Genomic DNA, 22,517 nt, shown 5'->3' with positions numbered 1-22,517 from the left:
CGACATCGACAGCATCGTCCTTGAGGTAGCCGGGATTGACATAGTGGATGCCCATGGCGCCGCCGGTGATGCCGCTGGCGCAGGGAATGGGCGCGTAGCCCTCGGCGGTCGCCGCCGCCACATTCTCGAAGCGGCTGTTGGCCGCGCGTACCTTGTCGGCCAGCGGATTGGGACCGGGCGCGGGCGCTGCCTGATGCGCCTGCGCCAGCGCGGTGCAGGCCGACAGCAGCGCCGCGGCAGCGAGGAACTTGTTGCGAAAGTTGATTGTCATAGTCATTCCATTCTTCTTGAAAAGCACAGCCCGGCCGGCCGCCGGAAGTAAGGAGGTCCGGCAGGTGGGCGCTGTGGCTGTTGTTGCTGGGAGATCCCTGTCCCGATGCGACGAATGCCGATCATCCCTTCGGCAGATAGGGGATGGTTCCGGCCAGATCGGAGTTGTCGATCAGCTGGAAACGGCTGTCGCTGCCGCCCTGACGGGCCGAAACGAACGGCGCGTAGGCAGGATCGTCGGTGAAGGCGCGCGCCGCGGCCTCGGTCGGGAACGCCATCAAGGCAATCAGCGTCGTGTCGAGCGGCTTGCCTTCGAGCGTCTTCACATTGCCGCTGCGCGACAGATATCTGCCGCCGTGCTTGTGAACGAGGTCGTGGACCGACGCGGCATAGGCCGGCATCCACTTCGGGTCCCTCACCTTGATGTCTGCGATAACGTAAGCGGTCATGGGTCATGTCTCCTGGTCGTGCACAGGGGTATCCCGTGCAGCGGCAGAGGGGTCGCATGGCAAGGGTCGCGCCAGCCAGTCCCCGATCTGTACTGGTGTGGCGAATCCGAAATTCGCATTCACTTTGGAGCAACGCAGCGAGCGAATTTCGGATTCAAAAGCCACACCAGCAAGTGCTTGGATTTCCAGTGTGGTTTTGGATTTGAAGTTCCTAATGCTGATGCCACCCAGAAAGCAGGAACTTCGAATCCACCGCACTGGGCCGGTACAGTTTCTGTACTCGCCGCGTCGCCGGGAAAGGCCTATGGTTCCGGCGGAGTTTGAGGGAAGGCAACATCGTGACCCAGTCCGGATACAAACAGTTCTGCCCGTTATCGATGGCCGCCGAGGTGCTGTGCACCCGCTGGACCATGGTTCTGCTTCGCGAATTGGTGGCGGGCTCGACCCGTTTCAACGATTTGCGCCGCGGCGTCCCCAAAATGTCGCCGACCCTTCTGTCGCAACGCCTCAAGGAGCTCGAGCTGGCCGGGATCGTCGAGCGCAAGGAGGTGCGCGGCGAGAAAGGCATCTTCGAATACCGGATGACCGAGGCAGGCAGGGATCTGCGTTCCGTCGTCGAGGCGATGGGTTTTTGGGGCCAGAAATGGGTCGAGTCCCGGTTGTCGCTGAAGAACCTCGATCCATCGCTGCTGATGTGGGACATGCGGCGCAATCTCAACGCGTCGCCGCTGCCCGACGGGCGCACAGTAATACAATTTCTGTATCAGGAGCTCCCCGCCTCCAAGCGGTCATGGTGGCTGATCGTCGAGAAGCACGGCGAGGTCGACCTCTGCTGGTACGATCCGGGCTTCGATGTCGATCTCTACGTCTCGACCGACCTGCACACCATGACCGAAATCTGGATGGGGCTGATCACCGTCGAGAAGGCCGGGCCGAAAGTCATCTTGACGGGCGACCAGGACATCGCGCGCAAAATGCAGACCTGGCTCGGCCTGAGCCCGTTCGCGGTCGAACCCAAGCGAGCGGCCTAGCTGCCTCTTGGCGAAACGATCCGAAGCGGCTATGTGTCGGGCGCGATGGTCCCGTAGCTCAGTAGGATAGAGCGGCAGATTCCTAATCTGTAGGTCACAGGTTCGATTCCTGTCGGGATCACCAATGTTTTCAGGTGCTTAGCAAATTGCCGCCGTACTTTTTTGCGAATTAGTACGGCAATTAGTACGGCGTTTTTGATGGCCAGTCGGCAGCGCGGCGTTTTTTCCAAGATTCGGTAGCGGCTTGTATCACAGTTTGTATCTCAGTCTGTATCGCACGAGGGCGGACCTGGCCGGCAGGTAGGTGATCCTTCTTGCGACGAGCCGAAGCGGCGTTCAGCGTTCTCGTGTTTTGCCCCATTCTAGTCCTATCGCCGGAACCCTCATTTTCCACTTGTCTATAGTTTAACCTGAACTCCGAACCGAACTGCTGCCATCGAATCACTGGCTCCGTCACCACAGTCGCCGCCGCAATGCATGGGGACGCAAATCCATGGCCAGCCAGCGGGTCCGGAGCACCATCACATGCCCGCGGGCATTCCTGATCTTTCACGTACGCCGACACGGCCGATTTCGATCGGCGCAGCTTCGACTGGCCACCATTGCGACTCTGGGGACGATGAATGAGATCCGACCGTAGTTGACAAACGATCGTGAAAACGCTGACGGTCATCCTTGTCTAAGAATGCCTTCGGGGGGCGGCTTTGGTTTTCTTTCGCTGTTTGTGGCGCGCTGCGCTCTTGATCTTGCCTGCGACCTGTTTTGTTGCACTGCAAATGCTGCCAGCACTGGCATGGGCCCCGGATACCGTCATGACCTTTCAAGTCATCCGGAACTCGGACCCGGCATGTGAACCGACATGCCCCGAGTGGATCTACGCTGCAGGCTCAATCGAAACCTCGTCGCCACCGGCTTTGCGCAAGCTGCTGAAGAGTCTCGGCCCAGTTCACCTGCCGATTGTGTTGACATCCAACGGCGGTGACCGTCAGTCCGCCCAGGAACTCGGCAGGATCGCCAGAAAGAACAAGCTGACGATCGCTATTGGCACTTCACCCCTGGTTTGCGAGGGCAAGCCCTCGGTCTGTCGCACGATGTCAGGAATTGATGGCACAGCCCGATTTGAAAAGGCCAACTGCCTGTCTGCCTGCCCCTTCTTTCTTGCTGGTGGCGTAAAAAGGCTCAATAGCGACCGCAACCTTATTCGGGTCCACAAGGGACAAGCCGTCCTGTACACAAAAGGCGACAGGAGCTTCACTGAGATAAAATCGGCCAAAAGGGTCGCCAAGGTTCTAGCCAATGCTCATCTGGAAAAGAAACGATATCTCCGAGAGATGGGTGTAGCCGTCGCTCTGGAAGATGAAGCTTTCAAATACAGCGGCGACGATTTTTATGAGATTTCGATGGATAAGCAGCGCAGTTGGGGCTTGGTCACCGGCTCAGTCGAAGAGCTGGATTTCACCGATCCCCGATTCTGCAAAAGACAGCCGCTGCCCGAGAATTGCGTCCGGAAATAAAACAGGCTGCCACGATGGGAGAATGGCTGCATCTCCGCGCGGCCACTCGACCCGCCGTCGCGAAGCGAACCGGCCCTTGAGCCGGTTCGCATTTGCCCCATCACTCAGCCTCAAGCCGTCGCCCAGGAGGACTGTACCGCCGCGGCGATGGTGCCGATCTGGGCCGGATCGCCGAGCCGGGGATCACCGGGCTGGATGCCTGTACCGCCGGGAGATGTTGCCGGCTGGAACCCGGCCATGGCGGCGACCAACGTTGCGACCTCGGAATGGTTGAGCACCTTCCCATCGCCGGACTTGATGGTCTCGACGACGTTGCCTGGACCGGCGAACCAGTTGCTGACGGTCACCTTGTCGGTTGTTCCCAGGACCGAAATGACCAAGTCATTGCCCTGCTGGCTGAACCAGAGTTCGTTCGCATCAAGCCCCGTGCCGAAGTCCAGCTCGTCACTGTCGTTGTAGGTGCCCGATTCGACGATCGTGTCGGCGCCACCTCCCGCGTTGAAATGATAGCTGTCGTTGCCTGTGCCGCCCGACAACGTGTCATTGCCGGCGCCGCCGTAAAGTGCATCGTTGCCGGCATTGCCGTTCAGCACTTCATTGCCAGAAAGACCGAAGATTATGTCGGCGTCCACGCTACCGTTGACGGTCCCACCAGCGGCCGTGGCGACCGCGAGGTTCATTGTGCCCATGCCATCGAGCGTCAGCTTCTCGATGTGGCCTGCGACGCTCTGCTGATATAGCAGCATGCTGTCGCCTACCGGCCCTCCGGCAATGTTGATCAGCAGATTGTCATTGCCTGCACCCGTCCAGGAGAAGGACAGGTCGTTTGCGGAAATCCCTTCAAGGGCCAGAGTGTCTGTTCCGGCCTCCTGCCGCTTGAGAAGCTGGTTTGTGCTGGTCTGCCAATAATAGCCGCCAACCCACGTGTTAACGGTTCCTCCGGCGTAGACGCCCTTCGCTGTTGCGGCGTTGATGTCCGCTGAAGCCGTCGTTACGATTGAGGTATTGTCGTCGATCGCATCGCTGCCATCGCCTCGACGATAGACGAAGCGATCGTCGCCGGCGGCTCCATTGGAATAGTCACTTCCGGCGCCGCCGTAGATGGCGTCGTTGCCGATCCCACCATTCATCGTATCGTTGCCCGCGCCACCAAAGATGACGTCGTCGCCATCACTGCTATTCAGGGCCTCGTTGCCGGCAAGCCCGAATATTATGTCGGCTGTCGTGCTACCGGTCACCATCGCGCCTGGGGCTGTCGCAACGAAAAGATTCAGCGTCCCCAGGCCATCGAGCGCCAGCTTCTCGATTTTGGCAGCGGCCGTCGTCTGCTGGTAGAGCACGATGCTGTCGCCTGCCGGGCCGTCGGCGATCGTAATTGCAAGATTGTCGCCGCCCACACCAGTCCACGAGAACGAGAGATCTTCGGCTTTGATGCCGCTTTCCAATGCTAGTGTATCGACATTACCCTCGGTCGCTTTCTGGAGGCCGTTGATGCTGGTATTCCAGTAGTAGCCGCCGACCCAGGTATTGACGATCCCGGTTGCGGATACGCCTTTCGCTTGTGCCGCAGTGATATCGGCACCTGCGGTGGTCGTGACAATGTTGAAATCCTTGACGCCGTCAGTGCCGTCACCGCGACGGAAGACATAGCGGTCATCACCCGCTGCACCATTCAGGGTATCGTTCCCAGCGCCACCATAGAACGTGTCGGTGCTAGACCCGCCATAGATGGCATCGTTGCCGGCTCCACCAAAAAGGAAGTCGATGCCGCCGTTGCCGGTGATCGTTTCATCGCCGCTGACGCCAAACAGGATTTCCGCGGCTGACGTGCCGTTAAGCGTTGCGCCAGGTGCGCTCGCGACGCCGAAGAGCATCGTGCCCCACCCATCGATCGTCAGCTTCTCGATTTTCGCGGCCGCAAGCGCCTGTTGATTGATCGTGATGCTATCCCCGACCGGACCACCCGCGATACTGACAACGAGATTGTCCTGACCAACACCCGCCCACGCAAATGAGAGGTTGTCCGCAGTTATGCCGCCGGTGAGGGTAAGAGAGTCCTTGCCACCATCCGTCAGCTTCAACAGCGAATTCGTGCTTGTCTGCCAGAGATAGCCGCCGACCCAGGTATTAACTGTTCCGTTCGCTGAGACGCCCAAAGCTTGCGCGGCGTTGATATCGGCGGATGCGGTGGTCGTCACCGACACGATGTCTTCGAGAGTATCGCTGCCATCGCCGCGCTGGAACACATAGATGTCGCCGTCATCCTGGCCGTTCAGGTAGTCATTGCCGATCCCGCCAACCAGCGTATCGCTGCCTTTACCGCCGGTCAGCGAGTCGTTGCCGGCGCCGCCGTAAAGACCATCAGACCCCGAACCGCCGCTGAGCGAATTTGCTGCCGAATTGCCGGTCAGCACATTGTCCGAAGAATTGCCAGTCGCATTGATGGCCGAAGCTCCAGTCAACGTAAGGTTTTCGACGTTTACGTCGGATATGGTGTAGGTGACCGAACTGAGCACCGTGTCGGTGCCACTGCTGCCACCGACGACGTTCGGGTCCTCGCTGACCTGGTCTGCAGCATTGTCGACGATATAGGTGTCATTGCCGGTGCTGCCAGTCAGTTCGTCCGCACCGGTGCCGCCGTCGATGACGTCGTCGCCGGCGCCGCCGTTGATCTTGTCGACGCCAGCACCGCCCTGGATGTGATCGTCGCCGGTGCTGCCGGAAATCGTATCGTTTGTAGTCCCCGTGGCGATGAATTCGACGCCGACGCCGGTTGTCGTGCCGGTGCCCGTCGCATCTTTTACCATCACCACAGACGTCGATTTGCCATCGGCGCTGACGTCGGTGGTCACGGTTTTCGTCGCCACCCCGCTGGCATCATAATCCGTTACGACCTTTCGGATCGACCCATCGATGCGAGTGACGGCCGTCTCGGTGTGTTCATAAGTGCCGTTGTTGTCGGCGTCCTTCAGCAAAGTCGTGGTCATTCCATCGGCGCTGGTCGTCATCGTGCCTTTGGCGACAACAACGCCGCTGTCGTTCTTCTCCGTGAACGTAGTGACGACGGAGCCATCGATCTGTGCTTGCGTTACCGCGACAACCTCGAAGTTGGTCGTGCTCGGGTTCGAAGTCGGATTGCTGGTAGGATCCGTGGCGTTCCCGTCGAAGTCGAAATATGTCGTTGTCGTCAGCCCGTCCGCGCTGGTTTTTACTATAACGTTTTCCGCAAGAAGCCCGTTGGCGCCGGTATTTAAGATGCCATTGTCGGTAACAACGTTCTTCCAATAAACCAGGCCCGGAATGAGCAGGGTGCCACTGTGGTATCCATTGTGGAAGCTTTCCGTCACGGAGCCATCCGCGGCAATGATGGCCGCGCGGATGTTGTCGAAGCCGCCATTGTCGATATCAGTCGCGGTATAGATGGTACGGCCGTCATCGCTGGTGACCGTGTTCCATGCTCCGGCGAAGGACTCGGACGGAAAGCCGAGCTGGCTGACCGCAACGTATTTGTCCCTTGCTTGCGTTTCTATCGAACCATCTCCCAGGTCCGCTTTGGTCGTCGTGCGTCTTTGGTCGACGGTGCCGTCGCCGTCGAAATCCCATTCCGAAGTCGTGCTCAGCCCGTCCGCGCTGGTCGTTATGGTGACCTCGGCCGATTTGTGATTGGCCGCGCTGAAATCGGTGATCACCGTCTTGACCGAGCCGTCGACAGCTCTCGTCGTCACTTCGGTCTGGTCGACGGTGCCGTCGCCATCAACATCGCGGACAATCGAAATTATCCGCCTGTCGCCGCTCGTCGTAGCGGTCGCGCTGTCGAGCAGAACACCACCTGTGGTCGATCTCTTGATGGTTTCCACGATTGCGCCGTCGGCCAGGGTAAGCACGTTGTCGCTCGTGGTCCGGTCGAAGCCAACCGCGCCGTCGATGTCTTCCTGAGTGGTCGTCGTCCTGCCGTCGGCACTTGTCACCGTGACGAACTTCGACAGCTGGGAGCCGTCGGCCTTCAGGTTGGTAAGGGTTCGCGTCGACGAACCATCAGCATTGATCGTCGTTACGTCCGTCGTGTCCTGGCTGAACGGATCCGTTCCGAAAACATCCCAGTTGGTCGTGGTCGACAGGCCGTTGGCGCTGGTCGTCGTGACGAAAGTGCTTTTCAGGACGGCGCCTTCGAATTTGCTGATGGTGCGCACCGTCGAGCCATTGGCATTCAGCACCGTTACGTCGGTTTCCTTGCTGTCGTAGCTCCCATCACCATTCACGTCCCATTCTTTGGTGGTGGAAAAGCCGTCACCGGCCTTTGTGATCCTGGTCTGGTCTGCCAGGAAAAGTGTCGGGGTCGCCGTCGTTGTCAATTGATAATCTTTGACGATCGTCACGGTCGAACCATCGGCGCCGATTGTTGTGTCACTGGTGGTCTTGGCGGTCATCGTCGGCATTTTCTTGATCGACGTTGGCCCGTACAGGGTCACGCTGTGCAGACCGTCGGCACTGACCGTTGTCGTTTTTGTGGTGGTCGAAACCGACGACCAATCCTCGCTGTTGGCTCCCGACATCGTTGAGGTCACGCTGCCATCGGCATTTTTCACAGAGGTGGTGGTGATATCGACCGAACCGTTGCCGTCGACATCCCTGGTGGTCGTGCTGGTAAGCTTGTCGGCGCTCACGGTGGTGACTGTCTGGCTCTCCAGCGAGCCGTTCGATTTCCTGTAGGCAACAGTCTCGGTCGTGCTGCCATTGGCGTTGAGCACTGTTGTGTCGGTCATCGAGCGACTGGTGGTCGTGCCGACCGCGGCCCAGGTCACTGTTTTCGTCAGTCCGTTGGCACTGGTGACGATCGTCGTCTTGTCCTTGACCGCGCCGGCAGCATCGAGATCGGTGATGGTTTCGGTCTTGCTGCCGTCGGCATTGAGCACGACCACATCTGTGGTCGACTGGTCAATTGTGCCGTTGCCGTCCAGATCGGTGGCGAGCGTTTCAGACAGGCCGTTGGCGCTGACAGTATGGGTTGCCTTAGAGGTCAACGCGCCTCCGGCACCATAGGTGCTGGCCGTTTCGGTGGTCGTGCCATCGCTGTTCAGAACGGTGGTCACGTTTTCGTCGGTGGTTCCGTTGCCGTCCAGGTCGTTTGTGGTCGTGACATTGTGTCCGTCACTGCTGGCAACCGTCTGGGTGCGGGCAATCTGGGCATTGCTGCCGTTCTTGATCGTGATCGTGGCGGTCTTGGAACCATCGGCAGCGAGAACCGTGGTTGCAGTCGTGGTCTGGTCGATGGTGCCGTTGCCGTCAATATCAGCCTGGAGCGTCGACGTGAGCCCGTTGGCGCTGGTCGTGGCAATGGTCTTGCCTACCAGAGCGCCGGTGCCGGCGAGCGTCGACACGGTCCTGGTTGTAGACCCGTCCGCATTGAGCACGGTAACATCGCTGGATTTCGCCTCGATAACACCGTCGCCATCCGCATCGTACTGGGCGTCCATGGTCAATCCGTTGGCCGACACCGCAGCAATCGTCTTCGACAGCAGCGTGCCGTTGCTCGATGTCTGCGAGGTCGTTGTAGTGCGGACGCCGGTGGCGGCAATGACCGTCACCGCCTGCGTGGTTACATCATAGATGCCGTCGCCATTCACGTCCTGCTTGTTGGTTCTGGTCAGGCCGTTGGCGGACAGCGTGGTTTCCGATTTGGCGTGCAGCGTGCCATTGATGTCGGTATCCGATACTGTGACTACCTGACTGCCATCGGCATTGACGACAGCGACCTGCGTCCGGTCGATCTTGGTGTCGCCATTGGCGTCTATCGTGGTGGTGGTTGTCTTGCGGTCGGCACTGGTCCTGGCCTCAGTCTTGGCAAGCATCGCGCCGCTGGTGCTGGTCGTCGTCGTGGTCACGGTGCGGCTGCCGTCGCTGCCGAGCACGGTAGCCTGGACCGTCGTCCGGTCCACGGTGCCGTCGGCGTTGACGTCATCCTTTACGGTCTGGGTCAGGCTGTCTGCGCTTGTGGTGATGGCGCTGCTGCCGATCAGCGCACCGCTGGCGCTGGTGGTCGTCACCGTCCGCGTGCGGTTGCTGGATGCGTCGGTGGTGGTCACGTCGGTAACGATAACGTCGTAGACGCCATCGCTGTTCAGATCGGCCTTGCTGGTCACCGACAGGCCGTTCGCGGAGGTCTGGTCGAAGGTTTTGCCCACGATCGAACCATCGGGATTGTACAGAATCCCGGTCGTGGTCGTCACGCCTGCGCCGTCGATGACGATGGTCTTGACGGCATCGGTGCGGCCATCGCCGTCGCCGTCCGTGGATATGGAGATGGTTTTGCGGTCGGCACTGGTATCGGTGGTGGAACTGCCCAGCAGGGAACCATCTCGACTTTTTAGCTGCTGGGTCTCGGTCAGGCTGCCGCCAGCGCCGACCACCGTCACATCGGAGGAAATGACGTCGAAAAGCCCGTCGCCGTCCAGATCGGTGGAGGCCGTCTTCGCCAAACCGTCGTCGCTGGTGGTGACGACCGATTTGCCGATGAGCGCGTTGGTAGAGCTGTAGGTGGAGACTGTGGTGACCGAGACGTCATTGGCGCCGTCAGTGATGGTGGTCACATCACGGGTTTCATAAGTGCCGTTGCCATCCAGGTCATGCGAGACGGTGCGCGTGCGGCCGTCGGCGCTGGTCACGGTCTGTTCCTTGCCTATTAGCGAGCCGCCGCTGCTGGTATTTGCGACTGTCTTGGTGCGCGTGCCGTCTCCGGCGACGACCGTGGTCTCGGTGCTGGTCAGATCGTAGACGCCACTGCCGGTCGAATCGACCTGCACCGTCTTGGACAGGCCGTTCGCCGAGGCCGTCGTCACCATTTTGTCTAGCAGGGTGCCGTTGACGCTGCTTTCCGAAACCGTCGTCGTGGTCGAACCATCGGCATTCCTGACGAACACCTGAGTTTGGTCGACGGCGCCGTCGCCGTCCTCGTCGAGCGTGGTCGTTACCGTCGTCTTGTCAGCACTGCTTGTCGTGGTGCTGCGGTCGGCAAGCGAGCCGTCGGTGTTGAAATCACTGACGACGCGCTTGCGCACGCCGGCGGTGATCGTCGTCACGTCGCTCTGCGAGCGTTCATAGGTGCCGTTGCCGTCATCGTCGAACTGCGTCGTCGTGGACAGGCCGTCGGCGCTGATTGTGATGCGGTTCTGGAACGCCAGCGTTCCATCCTTGCCGTAGCCGGCAAGATCGGTGGTCTTGGAGCCGTCGCCATTGGTGACGGTGGTGCTCTTGATGATGTAGCCATTGGCATCTGCGGTGAGCACGGCATCGCCGACTGTGCCCGTAGTCCCGTCGGTCCGGGTGAACTGTGCTGTGCCGGTGATAGCCGAGCCGTCGGTGAAACTTTGGCCGGTGCCGGTCGGGGTCAGGCCGATCGAAGCAATGCCGAGCGAGGCCAGCGACACAAGCTGGCCATCGATCATCACCTTGAATTCGGACCAGCGCTCGTCGCCCGCGTCGAGCAGGCCATTGTGGTTGGTGTCGAAGACGCTCTTCAACGCCTCGAGATCGCTCGTCGCGGTCTGATCCCATTCGGTGAAAACAAATTCGCTGGAGCGGCTGATCTTCCCGTCGCCATCGGCATCGAGCACCAGCACGCCGGTGCCGACATCCGCCCAGGCGGTGCGATGCTGATAACCGTCGCCGTCGAGATCGAGAAACTGCGAGGACGAGGACAGTGGATTGATCGAGAGGCCATTACCGGAGAGGTCGAGCAGGACAGGTTTCCCGTTCCAGCCATTGTCCTTGTTTCCCGAAACGCCGTTAGGGTGCCCGGCATGATCACCAACCGGTGTCGAAATGAGCCCGCCATTCCCGAAAGGGCTCGAGCCAGAACTGGTGTGGTCACTGCCGCCAGGAGAAGCATTTGAGGTATAATATGGGGTTAAATTAAAATAGTGCACAGTTGGGTCCACCTGATAGAGAGGCGCCCACACCGTTCCTAGCACGGGATCAACCTCTTTAACGTACAAGTAAGGTCTATCCGGCGTGGAGGGGTCTTCGTAGCCGGCAACCGATATATGAGGCGTCATTACTCTTGTCTCTGGTCGTGGGCTAGGCGTTGGAACCGCACCGGATGGAACACCAGGCGTATCCCCATACAAATCGCCACGACGGTTTGTAGGCGACGTGCCCCTTCCAGTTGTAGGTGACTTCCCCCTGCCAGTTGCAGGCGACGTACCCACGTTGTTAGGCGTTGAGCTACGATCTGGAGCCCGAGCGTCGGTAGGCGAGTGTGAGGGGCTGGCAGCCGGGGATGATCCGGGACCGGTGCCTGGGCTGCCGGTAGCATTGCCACCCCGCTCGCTGCCTCCAGGTTGCGAGCTTCCTCCAGGTCGCGAACTTCCCCCAAATTCTCCGCCTCCGTGAGCGCCACCCGGATTTGTTGAAGGCGACAGACTTGGGTCGGAATTCCTAGGTCCAGGAATTGGCGCTTGGTCGGGCAGCCTTATTGCCGGGCTATAATGAAAGATTCTCGGAAGCACTTTTTCAAAGGGTGCCAAATCTGGTCTCTGGCCGCCTTTTTCAACCGTCTCAAAATAATCTTGGAATAGGTGGGCTTGCTGTTCGATGTTTAGGTCATTGAAACTCTTAACACTAGTCAAGGGGCCATACTCATAATAAGGACCACTGCCAGGAACAAAAGGGTTTCTGTAAAAAAAGTTATTTTTAAATAGACCAGAATTGAATAATCCAGCCCGATGTTGATATTGAAAAATATGCATCAACTCGTGCATAAACTGCGATCTTTGCCCTACGCTGAGAGTTGGATTAGAATAATCTTTTTGATATGAAGGATCGTCGTTCCCAATATAAATTCCATTATTTGGCGTGACGTATGTATAACTTGGTTGACCTAAGAAGTATGAAAATCGGTTGATATTAACTTTGCTGTAGTCTATTTCATCACCATAATAGCGTCGCGCCATGTCAATTTCACCTGGCGTCATTTTTCTTGATGGGAACAAATCAGACATGTTAATTCCTCCCGCACTGCACTATGACAGCGTCATTCATTGCTTTGTCGGCGTAGAAGTAGAATTTCATAAAGTCGTCGACTATGCCCACGGCTTGCGCATTCTCAATGCATTCCTGCACTGCCTCTCCAGAGCCCTTAGAGGCGGCCAGACACGCTCCTATTTTTTTGCCCCCAGGCTGCATAATCTCTGGCGACAACAAACGACGCATCAATCGATTATCGCTTCCACGACTGCCGCGACCAAAAATCTTCATCTGAAGCATCAGGGAGATCTTTCTGTCAGACATATCGTACTTATTTAAATCATCTAGAACAATCTTATTGTTCTCTATGTAATACGATAGTATTTCTGTTGGTTTTACTTCGCCAGTCGCCACTCTGTGCCAAATAGACCGAAATGCATCGTCGCATTTACCTGACCGAACCATCTTCACGAACGCCTTTTCGTCGAAATCGGAATTATTTTGTGCCAGCGCTCCTAAGACATCGCAGGCGAGCGCTATGGTCAGAGTTGACACATGCAAGATTTTCAAGAATGCGTTTTTATCTTTCATGAAACGCCTCATCCGTCATCTCCACCAGCGGATCGAGCAGGAACTCGATCACGCGGCGATTGCCAGTCTTGATCTCGGCCGTCACCGACATTCCAGGCGTTAGAAGTACATCATTCCCTTCCACCCGTATCGACGTCTCATTCAGCGCGATCCTCACCGGAAACACCAGCGGCCCGGCGGCGTCGCGCGCGGTCTCTTCCTTGGCCGGAGAACCCGGCTGCGGCGCGCCGGCCGGGATGGCGTCGTTGGAGACAGTGAGGACCTTGCCGTTGAGCGTGCCGTAACGGGTGAACGGAAACGCCTCGAGCTTGACGCGCGCCTCCTGCCCTTCATGCACAAAACCCTTGTCGCGGTTGAGCAGCATCGCCTCGATCTCAAGCGCCGTGCCATCCGGCACAATCACCATAAGCTTCTGTCCGGTCTGCACCACCTCGCCAAGTGTGTTGACTTCCAATTGCTGCACGCGGCCGGCGACCGGCGATTTGAGTAGGCTGGCGCGCTCGAACAGCTCGGCCTTGGCCAGATCCTGCCGCAGCACGCCGATCGAGCGGTCGACCTCGATCAGTTCTGTCGCGACCTTGTCGAGATAGGCCTCGCGGCGCGCGCGTTTCTGCGCGGCGAGCGTCCTTATCGTCGCTTCGAGCTCGGCGATGTGGCCCTCGTCGGACACCGCCGCCATCAATTGGTCCTGCTCGCTCTGGCGCGCATCGATGGTGCTGGTCTTGATGCCGACCTGGCGCTTTTCCAGCTCCTCGAAGATGTCGAGTCTGTCGCCGGCCAGGCTGATCAGTTTGCGGCGTTCGACCAATGTCCTGTTGCCGCGCTCGATCTCGATGCGCTTCTGGGCGATCTCAGCTTCGAGGCTGTCCTGCTCGGCCTGATAGGCGGCAAGCGACTGGCGCATCTGGAGGCGCTGCAGGTCGACCAGAGGCGCCGGCGCATCGGCCGGAACCACAAAACCTGCCTCGGTCGACCGCGTGCCTTCAGCGACTGCATCGACCAGCGCCTCGAGCCGGGCTTTCGACACCTCGGCGGCGGCAAGGTTGCCGGCGTTCTTCTGCCGTTCGGCCGCGTATTCGGCCGGCTCCAGTTCGACCAGCTTGTCGCCCGCCCCGACATGGTCGCCGGCCCTGACGTGAAGCGCCTTGACCGTGCCGGTGATCAGCGGCTCGATGACCTGGACCTTGCCGATCGGGATCAGCTTGCCCTGGATGGTGGCATAGGTGTCGATGCGGCCGAACCACGACCAAGCCAGCGCGCCAACGGCAAACAGCATGATCAGCGCCGAGAAGATGCGGGCCGCCGGCGAGGCCGGCGTCTCGAGGATCTCGATCGCGGCGGCCTGGAAGGCGCGCTCGTCGCGGTTGAGCGGTGGGCGCTTGTTTCCGGTCTCGCGCGCCACGCCTTCCCTGATTGCTTGCCAATAGCGCCCCATCGCCTACTCCGCCGCCTCTGCTGGCATTGGTGGCGCGCTCGGGCGCTGTTCGGCCTGCAGCCGATAGAGCTGGGCATAGCGGCCGTTTAGCTGCAGCAGCTCGTCATGCGAGCCCTGTTCGGTGATGCGGCCGGCCTCGATGGTAATGATACGGGTGGCGTCGCGAAGCGCGGCCAGCCTGTGCGCGATGATGAACACGCTGCGGCCCTTGGCCATCAGCCGCATGTTCTGCTGGATGACATATTCCGACTCGTAGTCGAGCGCGCTGGTCGCCTCGTCGAAGATCAGGATGCGGGGATTGGTGACCAGCGCCCGGGCGATGGCGATGCGCTGGCGCTGGCCGCCGGAGAGGTTGGAGCCGCGCTCCTCCAGCACCGTGTCGTAGCCGGATTTGAGCTGCAGGATGAACTCGTGCGCGCCCGACAGCTTTGCCGCCTCGATCACCCGCTCCAGCGGCAGCGCCGGGTCGGCCAGCGCAATGTTTTCGCGCAGAGTGCGGCGAAACAGGATGTTCTCCTGCAAGACGACGCCGATCTGACGGCGCAGGCTGCGGGGATCGATCAGCGCCAGGTCGACACCATCGACCAGCACGCGGCCGCGTTCCGGCACATGCAGCCGCTGCAGCAGCTTGGCGACAGTACTCTTGCCGGAGCCGGACGGGCCGACAATGCCGACGATCTCGCCAGGCTCGGTCTTGAACGAAACATCGCTCAGGATCTCGCGCTCGCCCGGCCGGTAGCGGAAGGTGACGTGGTCGAAGGCGGCATGGCCTGCGATCTTACGCAGCGAGCCCTGCCCGCCACCGCCCGATATCTCGACCGGCGCGTTGAGGATATCGCCCAGCCGGTCGACCGAAATACGCACCTGCTGAAGGTCCTGCCACAGCTGTGCCAGCCGCAGCACCGGGCCGGAGACGCGCCCGGCCATGATATTGAAGGCGACCAGCTGGCCGACGGTCATGTCGCCGGCGACCACCGCCCTGGCGCCGAACCACATGGTGGCGACGATCACCGCCTTGGAGATGAGCTGGGCGGTGTTGCTGGCAAAATTGGCGAGCCTGGCGGTGCGGAAGCCGGCGGCGACATAGCCGGCAAGCTGGTCCTCCCAGCGCCGCTGCATCTGCGGCTCGACCGCCATCGCCTTCAGCGTTTCGACGCCGACGATGGATTCGACCAGAAAGGTCTGGTTTTCGGCGCCGCGATTGAACTTTTCCTCGATCCGGCGGCGGAACTCCGGCGTCACCGCCATCGACAGCGCGACATAGGCCGGGATCGAACAGATGACGATCAGCGTCAGCCAAGGGCTGTAAAGATACATGACCGCGAGGAAGACGAAGAGGAACAGCACGTCGAGCAGCACGGTGAGCGCCGAGCCGGTCAGGAAGGCGCGGATGTTCTCGAGCTCGTGCACACGCGCCACGGTCTGGCCGGTCTGCCTCGCTTCGAAATAGGCGATCGGCAGGCCGAGCAGATGATGGAACAGCTTGGCGCCGAGCGCCACATCGATGCGGCTGGTGGTATGGATCGTGGTGTAGGTTCGCAGGCCGGTGAGCAGCACCTCGAACATCGAGACCGCCGAAAGCCCGATCACCAGCACTTCCAGCGTCGTCAGGCCGTTGTGGACCAGAACCTTGTCGATCACCAGCTGGAAGAAGATCGGTGAGATAAGGCCCAATAGCTGCACGAAGAACGAGGCGAGCAGCACTTCGGCGAAAATCCAGCGATAGCGGATGATCTCGGGGATGAACCAGGAGAAATCGAAGCGCCGCGAAAACCCCTGCGAGAAGGCCCGGCTGGTGACAAGGACGACGTAGCCGCCCCACAGCAGATCGAAGTCGGCGCGAGAAAACTCCTGCGGCGCGCCCGATTGCGGATCCTGCAAAAGCACCTTGCCTGCGGACAACGCCGCCAGCAGTGCAAAGCTGCCGTCGGCCTTCTCGATGATCACCGGCAGCGGCAGGCGGTCCAGGCGCCTGGGCGAAGGCTTGGCAATTTTGGCCTTGAGCTTCAGCCTCTTCGCCGCCCGCACGATATCGACGCGATCGGCGACCCGCTCGCCCAGCCCGAGGTCATGGCGAATGGCGTCGGGGTCAGCCGGTTGACGCAAATACTGCGTCATCAGCGTCAAACAAACGACGCCGCTGTCCAGCCTAACTATCGGCGTAGCCGCGCCCACATGCGTTCCCGCAAACCCAAATTGCCCTGCTTTCTTTATCCGCCGTCAGACGCCGCAAAAGCAATGCGTGAAGAAGAGAAAAGAAGAAGTGTTGCCGAAATGCCGAAAAAATCCGTAGTCTACATTAGATACCTTGAATTTAAGCCAGCACTAATGTCCTTTACGCATAGAGATCCGTCGGAGGCCTCCCTTCTGCATGTGAGGCGTACTCGTCCGCTGACTCTTCATTGTACGCTCTTTACTTTTCGTCGACTGTTCGGTCCCGGTGGGCTTTAACTTTCTTGCTCAAGCTGCGGGTGCGCTCGTTTCCAGGGGCGGTCGGATGGTGGTTCAGCGCAACGGCGCCTAGCTGGATTTCGCTTCGGACCTCGATTCAGGGACGGATGCTAGGCGCGGAGACGGGCGCCAGGTCGCCGCCTGTTGAACTTAGGACCCTCGTCGGCAAGCCGTTCAGGCCACGTCTGCTTTCCGATGCGGACCAGATCACTGAGCGCCGAGCGGATTTGCGGCCAGGGAAATTCAGAGCATTCCTCCCAAGCCTCGCCCTCACGCAACACGGCATCGAGCTTGCCCGCTACACCGGCGAGGGTCGTGGCGGGGGTCATCGAGAACGCTTCCAGCAGATCGTGTGCCCGGTCGCCAGCCTCGCGCTCGGCCCTGAGCGCTGCGGTGTAGCCGGTCTCCTCGGCAGCCACATCCCACCGCGCCTGATGCGCCGCGAAATCAGCTTCGGCCTTCTCGCGGAGAGCCGCCATATCCGGGTCTGTGCCGAGCACTTCGTTGAGCGCCTCGATCGAGTGGACCGTCACGTCCTCACCGTTGGGCAGGCGGACAGTCACACAGGGAAAGCCGACGCTCTCGACAAGCTTGGTCTCCAGGCGCTGCTGCCAGCGGCAATGCCGCTCGGCCGACTCGCGGGTCATCTCCCATTCGCGCCAAAGCGCCATCGCAGGGTCGGAGGGCATGCTGGTTGCTGCTACATCCCCGGGAAGCGCATTCTTCTCAAGCATCAAAGCGGTGGACGTGATCATTCCTCCCGTAAGTATTTGTCGGCGAGTGACCAAAGGCAGAGTCATGCTATTGTCGGAATCAGCCATGATCCGAGCTCCTGAACAGCTTGGTTGTGGTCAGGCTGCTGAGGGTGGTTGCACACCAACAGCAGCCGCTTTCAAGCGAAATCGTATCAGCGGTACGATAATGAAAATGTCACGATGGATCAACAAGAATCGTATCACGGTTACGAAATGAATGCAGTTCAATGCAAGATGGCACGCGTCGCATTGGGCTGGGGAACTCGAGAACTAGCCATAAACGCAAACGTATCTCCTGATACCATCGCCCGGTTAGAAAGAGGCGAGCAGTTAAAGAATTCAACCCTCGCCGAAATTCGTGCAGTCTTCGAAGCGGCCGGGATCGAATTCATCCCGGAGAACGGAGGCGGTGCTGGTGTTCGCCTCGCGCGTCGATCTGACGGTACAAAGGGCAAGCTGTGACCGTGGATTGACCGGCTACCTGTCGCATGAGGTGCAAGGAGAACGGAAGTCGCACATAGGTGTCCGGCCTGTGGAGCGGATGCGCGATGCCGGGGTGCGCCGTGAGTGCCTGACAGATGCAGGAACAGAATTCATCGTACAGAGCGGCAGCGGACCTGAAATGAGTTTCGGACGGACCGATCCTCACATCCCGATCCCCATGGCGCGCTTTCTGCCGAAGCTCCAGTCTATGCCGCCGCTGTCTTGCACGAGGCCGGTGATGTGCTGGCCGATGCGCTTATCCAGCATCGGCTGCCACGGCACCAGCCGAAACCCGAGGCCATCGTCCAGCATAGCGAAGCGCCCGCTGGCAAGACGGACCGAGCCGAGGAGCGTGCCGCCGACATGGTTGCCGGGCTGGACGGGCACAAATGTGAGGCCGCGCGCAGCGGCCATTTCTTTGCCGATGCGCGTGACCTCCTGGCGCTCCAGCGTGACAACAAGATCGCGCGAGAAGGTGATCGTACCGCTCGTCGCATCGCGTTCGGCATGGCCCATCCTGACGAGTTGGCTAGCCCGTCTGTCGAGGGCGTTGTCCACCTCGAGACCAAAGCCTGACCGGACCAGCGGCACAGGGTTCTTGGCCGTCAGCTCCCGGTCGAGCCAGCTGGCGCCGTCGCTGCCGACCTGCGCGTCCAGATCGAGCGTCGAGAGCACGCGGATGGAGAAGTCCTTGCCGCGGTTATTGGCATCATAGGCGACGCCGCGCTCGGGCAGGTCTTTTGGAACGCGCCAACGGTCGTCGTCGATACGTTCGACATGACCGGCCCGGCGCAGCGCTTCGAGACGGCGGACGTGGAAACGGACAAAGGCGTCAGGGTCCTTGCCCTGCTCCAAAAACGTCTCGCGGATCGCCTCCAGGTGTGTGCTCGGACGATAGATACCTTCCTCGCCCGCCACGACACTGATGTTGCGGTCGGCCGCACGCGGCTCCTCCTTCGGCGGGATCGGATCGAGCACCACGATATGGCCGCGCTGAACGTCGTCGAGCTTTGCCGCATCCGCAGTCTCGACATAGTGGGTGCGCCCGTCGACGCCATCGATGACGAGCGACAGCCAGTCACTCATCTCGTCGCCGGCAAGGCCCTTGGCGAGCACACGGCCAACGACCGGCTCGGTGATGGTCCGCCGGTGCATGACATATTGGGCCGCGCCCCGCTCTTGGGCCAGGCCGTGCTCCTCGAGTGCCCTATGCATGGTCTTGATGATGTCGTTGCGCTCGCCAAGCGCTCGCAAAGTACTTTCGGCCCTGTCGGAAACGACCCACCGGCCGGGCTCGATCTCGCTCGCCAGGCCGAAGTGCTCCAGTCTCTTCGCCCGATCGATCAGCAGATAGCGATTGCTGGAAATGGTGTAGCGGTCGCTGGCATTGGGACGGAGATCGACAAGATCGTGCTCCTGCTGTTCGGCGATCAGCATGCGGTCGAGCCGGGTCAGCCGTTCGGCGTCCACCTCGCTGGCCAGCTTGCGGGCGACCTCGATCTCGCTTTGCAGCCCGAGTTCCCGTTCGACCAGCTCGCCTGCCCGGTGACGGATGCCATGGGCGATGTAGTCGCCGGCGATGTTCAGGATCTTGCCGTCATCGGTGATGCCGCGCACCAGGACGTGGGTATGCGGATGACCGGTGTTGTGATGGTCGACGGCGATCCAGTCGAGGCGCGTGCTGAGGTCGGTCTCCATCTGTCGCATGAGATCGCGGGTGAAGGAGCGCAGGTCTTCCATCTCGGCGGCATCCTCCGGCGCGACGATAAAGCGGAACTGATGTCGGTCACCGCGCCCGCGCTCGACGAAGGCCTTGCTGTCGGCCTCGTCGTCGACGGCCGAGTATACCCTGCCCTTCTCGCCGTCCCTGGTCACGCCGTCGCGCTGGAGATAGCGCAGATGCGCATCGACGGCCTTGCTGGTCGTCACGAACTTTTGGCCTCGCCCAGTCCCCTTGCCTCGCCCCGGCAGCTTGACGACGCGCGCCTTCACCACGACGCGGCGGGAGCGAAAGCGCACGCCATTGCCGTCCTGCTTCCACCCGCCACCGCCCTTTGGCAACGCTGACGCCACCTTGCCGCCGCGGCCGCGGGCGTTGAAGCGGCCGCTCCCCTTCCCGGCATGACCGCTTCCGCCCAAGCGATTGGGGTTGCCGCCTTGCTTGCGGATGGCGATCTCGACCTGGCGCACAAAGGGCAGTGCGCGCGAATTGACCGGCGCGCCGCCATGCCGCATCCGGCCGGTGCGAACCTGGAACCTGTCGCTGTCACGATCTGCCATAACGACAGCATCGGGGGTCAGATTTGGTGCTTCAAGATGGCCGGAGCGCCGAGCGCGCTATGGCGCGCAAAGACTTGCTGCGGCGTAAAACGGCGGATCGCACATCGCTAGGGCGCCGCAGTTTCTCGTTTCAGATCAATAGCGTAGCCGACAGCCTCGAGCCCCGCACCTCACATCATTCCGCCTGGTCTCGGAATCTGCCGGAAAAAACAATGTGCAGACAACAACTTACGAGCGAAGCGAGGGCGAGCGCCAGCTCGCTTTATCTTGCTGTCCCTCCCGTCCCTCGTCCTCCGTCTCCCTAAACCACCCTCCCACGCCATTTCCCACAGGGTAGCCGACCGAAAAAACGTCTCCAGGAATGCCACCGTGATGTTGGTGAGCTATCCGGCAGCGACTCGACCGCAGTTAAGTCAGTTACGGCAACATTCATCGGCGACTAAACGTTGGAGCGATGAATCGCCGCTAACACTATCTCAGCAGCAACATTGGCGTCACGGTCGTCACGCGATCGGAAGACATCCTGAATGTCCGCGGTGTGCGCGAAAACCGACGAAGGGATTGCGCTCGTTCTGCCAGCTCCCTGCCGTGGGCCGCCCGTCGGATGAGAACGGTCCCGATAATCAATGGCGCGGGTTTTCTGACGTAGTCGATTGTCTCGGTCGGCAGCGGAGAGGTGCTGTTGATATCGTCCATGACCGGCAATGTAGGCAGGCAGGAAGCCGTTGGGCCAAAGCGGTCAAGCATCTCGCGAAGACATGCTGTACGCAAGAATATTGTCACGCGGTTGATAAGAATCGATGCTGAGATCTACTTAATGGGCAGTTCTTCCCATATCGCTGGCATGATCTGCATCAGTCCCATCGCGCCCTTTCGCGACACGGCATGAACTGAACATCGTCAACGCACTCGACATCTATGACGGTGAAAGCAATCTCCCGAGATATAGACTGGCCACGGACCGGCGGAGGAGATGCTAGTGTCAGAGGAGCCGTGCGCTCACCCACGCGATTGCAAATCCGCCTAGCTTGCCGACACTGCAAAGGATGGGCATTACGCATGCGGATAGCATTGCGGTGCCTTTGTAGATTGTAGCGCACGACCATCGCCCCGACGCACCAGCAGCCTGCTCGTCTCCGTCAAGGGCAAGGCTTCGCCGGCCGTCTTGTTCACCTGCAATTCGGCGCGATGAGCCTTCGGAACGATGGGCAGTGTCTGCCGCCTCTTGATCCTTCGCCACGCACGGCGACCGCCCGACGGGACATCGGCCGAAGGGTTTGACCGGCGCCCAAGCGATCTGGCACAGAACGCTCACTGAGGCGCAATTGGAGCATTCGATTAGTCTCACTCGTGGCGCTTTGATGGCTAGCTCAGCGCAAGGCCCAGGCACTTTTCTCGGCGTCGAACTGGAAATAGTTTGGCGCGGATCGGTCGTTTGAAGGACGGATTGTCGATAGAGACGGCGAGATGGGCGTCGGCCTTGCCAATGCGATCCCACGCCGCGCCGATCTCGATGCTTTCGCAAGAGACGCAATGGTGTGGCGCTTTTTCGCGTCCGATTTTCCCCAGGAACAGCGAGAGCTTCGCGTCCAGCGTCAGCATTGAGATGCTGCCGAACAAGCCGTTATCACTAGGGCCATTATCACTAGGGTTGATGGTTCCATTGCGTTGCACCTTTCATAAGCGTTGACGATGACTGTCGCGCGCCGTCACAGGTCGCCTCGCACGCGATCTTTCAAGTCTCTCGCGCTGGCGGGGTGCGGTTGCTGGTTCAGACGGTTGCTGGTTCAGACCGGCACCGCGCCGCCGATGATCGAAGTCCGCGGGAGGGGGCCGAAATAACGGCCGTCAAAGTGTCCCCGGTTCATGAGAAAGACTTCGTCACTGGCGGCCGCCCCGCACGCCTGCCAGACAGGCAGTGCTCGGCCGCGCGATCCCATTCGAGCGCAGTCCAAAGGTCACACCCCGGACGACAGCGGTACCGCGATGGCAACGGGTAGTCCGCTGCGAGCTGGCAACCGCTTCACAAGCAGCACGCAGTTCGTCAGATATTCGTTGAGCCAGTAGGCTGACAGCCGTTCGGGCGCATGATGGCGGCCATATCAGCAACATCCATCCTGCCGACCGACTCGACGCTGTACGGCAGCCAGAACGCTCGCTGATGCGTCCCAGATGAACTGCGCTCGAGGCCATTCATGCCGGCGCGACGACCAGGACCGCGCCACAGCGTGCCGCGACGATCACTGTTGGGCGCATGTTCACGGCTCAACCCTGCGACGCAGGAGCCATGGTTCATG

The 22,517-nt window shown here is 60.3% G+C and carries 14 protein-coding genes, 1 tRNA gene and 1 pseudogene; 4 read left to right on the top strand and 12 right to left on the bottom strand.

Going from position 1 to position 22,517, the window contains the following annotated elements:
• Nucleotides 1-271: pseudogene (locus tag NKH90_RS31875) on the bottom strand (hypothetical protein); the annotation flags it as partial.
• Nucleotides 272-392: 121 nt separating this feature from the next.
• Nucleotides 393-719 carry a DUF1330 domain-containing protein gene (locus NKH90_RS31870; protein WP_023677873.1) on the bottom strand — a complete coding sequence of 109 codons (327 nt, stop codon included), beginning with the start codon at nucleotides 717-719 and terminating at the stop codon, nucleotides 393-395.
• 338 nt (nucleotides 720-1,057) lie between these two features.
• Here NKH90_RS31870 and NKH90_RS31865 point away from each other — a divergent pair, with 338 nt between their 5' ends.
• The 3 genes from NKH90_RS31865 (at nucleotide 1,058) to NKH90_RS31855 (ending at nucleotide 3,264) form a co-directional block, all read left to right on the top strand.
• Nucleotides 1,058-1,750: a winged helix-turn-helix transcriptional regulator gene (locus tag NKH90_RS31865; protein WP_352457625.1), complete on the top strand. Its 693-nt coding sequence runs from the start codon at nucleotides 1,058-1,060 to the stop codon at nucleotides 1,748-1,750.
• Between the two features lie 47 nt (nucleotides 1,751-1,797).
• A tRNA-Arg gene (locus NKH90_RS31860) sits at nucleotides 1,798-1,874 on the top strand.
• A gap of 688 nt (nucleotides 1,875-2,562) precedes the next feature.
• Nucleotides 2,563-3,264, top strand: coding sequence for a COG3904 family protein (locus NKH90_RS31855; RefSeq protein WP_352823168.1), 702 nt, complete (start codon nucleotides 2,563-2,565; stop codon nucleotides 3,262-3,264).
• A gap of 110 nt (nucleotides 3,265-3,374) precedes the next feature.
• Here the strand turns inward: NKH90_RS31855 and NKH90_RS31850 are convergent, their stop codons facing one another.
• The 5 genes from NKH90_RS31850 to NKH90_RS31830 all read right to left on the bottom strand — a co-directional run bounded on the left by NKH90_RS31850 (nucleotide 3,375) and on the right by NKH90_RS31830 (nucleotide 17,391).
• Nucleotides 3,375-11,387 (bottom strand): SPM autocatalytic domain-containing protein, encoded by an 8,013-nt coding sequence (locus NKH90_RS31850; RefSeq protein WP_352823166.1) that lies wholly within the window; start codon nucleotides 11,385-11,387, stop codon nucleotides 3,375-3,377.
• An 874-nt stretch (nucleotides 11,388-12,261) separates the two neighbouring features.
• Nucleotides 12,262-12,816: a hypothetical protein gene (locus tag NKH90_RS31845; RefSeq protein ID WP_352823164.1), complete on the bottom strand. Its 555-nt coding sequence runs from the start codon at nucleotides 12,814-12,816 to the stop codon at nucleotides 12,262-12,264.
• Nucleotides 12,806-14,251, bottom strand: coding sequence for an HlyD family type I secretion periplasmic adaptor subunit (locus NKH90_RS31840; RefSeq protein ID WP_352823162.1), 1,446 nt, complete (start codon nucleotides 14,249-14,251; stop codon nucleotides 12,806-12,808). Before NKH90_RS31840 ends, NKH90_RS31845 begins: the two co-directional genes overlap by 11 nt.
• A gap of 3 nt (nucleotides 14,252-14,254) precedes the next feature.
• Nucleotides 14,255-16,426 (bottom strand): type I secretion system permease/ATPase, encoded by a 2,172-nt coding sequence (locus NKH90_RS31835; RefSeq protein WP_352823159.1) that lies wholly within the window; start codon nucleotides 16,424-16,426, stop codon nucleotides 14,255-14,257.
• 386 nt (nucleotides 16,427-16,812) lie between these two features.
• Nucleotides 16,813-17,391, bottom strand: a complete 579-nt coding sequence (locus tag NKH90_RS31830) for a hypothetical protein (protein ID WP_352823157.1) — start codon at nucleotides 17,389-17,391, stop codon at nucleotides 16,813-16,815.
• A gap of 279 nt (nucleotides 17,392-17,670) precedes the next feature.
• On the opposite strand from NKH90_RS31830, the gene NKH90_RS31825 reads away from it, so the two are divergent.
• A complete protein-coding gene (locus NKH90_RS31825) occupies nucleotides 17,671-17,919 on the top strand; it encodes a helix-turn-helix domain-containing protein (RefSeq protein WP_352617894.1) in 249 nt (82 codons plus the stop codon).
• A 183-nt stretch (nucleotides 17,920-18,102) separates the two neighbouring features.
• Here NKH90_RS31825 and NKH90_RS31820 read toward each other — a convergent pair whose 3' ends face one another.
• The 5 genes from NKH90_RS31820 to NKH90_RS31800 all read right to left on the bottom strand — a co-directional run.
• A complete protein-coding gene (locus NKH90_RS31820) occupies nucleotides 18,103-20,220 on the bottom strand; it encodes a DUF3363 domain-containing protein (protein WP_352823155.1) in 2,118 nt (705 codons plus the stop codon).
• 810 nt (nucleotides 20,221-21,030) lie between these two features.
• Nucleotides 21,031-21,084 (bottom strand): hypothetical protein, encoded by a 54-nt coding sequence (locus NKH90_RS31815; RefSeq protein ID WP_352823171.1) that lies wholly within the window; start codon nucleotides 21,082-21,084, stop codon nucleotides 21,031-21,033.
• Nucleotides 21,085-21,585: 501 nt separating this feature from the next.
• Nucleotides 21,586-21,894 (bottom strand): DUF736 family protein, encoded by a 309-nt coding sequence (locus NKH90_RS31810; RefSeq protein ID WP_352823153.1) that lies wholly within the window; start codon nucleotides 21,892-21,894, stop codon nucleotides 21,586-21,588.
• Nucleotides 21,895-22,007: 113 nt separating this feature from the next.
• Nucleotides 22,008-22,160 (bottom strand): S26 family signal peptidase, encoded by a 153-nt coding sequence (locus NKH90_RS31805; protein ID WP_352823151.1) that lies wholly within the window; start codon nucleotides 22,158-22,160, stop codon nucleotides 22,008-22,010.
• A gap of 104 nt (nucleotides 22,161-22,264) precedes the next feature.
• Nucleotides 22,265-22,517 (bottom strand): hypothetical protein (locus NKH90_RS31800; RefSeq protein ID WP_352823149.1); only part of this gene is annotated, 253 nt, incomplete at its 5' end.

It is taken from the genome of Mesorhizobium sp. M0898, assembly GCF_040319695.1.
Lineage (GTDB): Bacteria > Pseudomonadota > Alphaproteobacteria > Rhizobiales > Rhizobiaceae > Mesorhizobium.
This window is presented reverse-complemented; position numbering and strand designations above follow the sequence as displayed.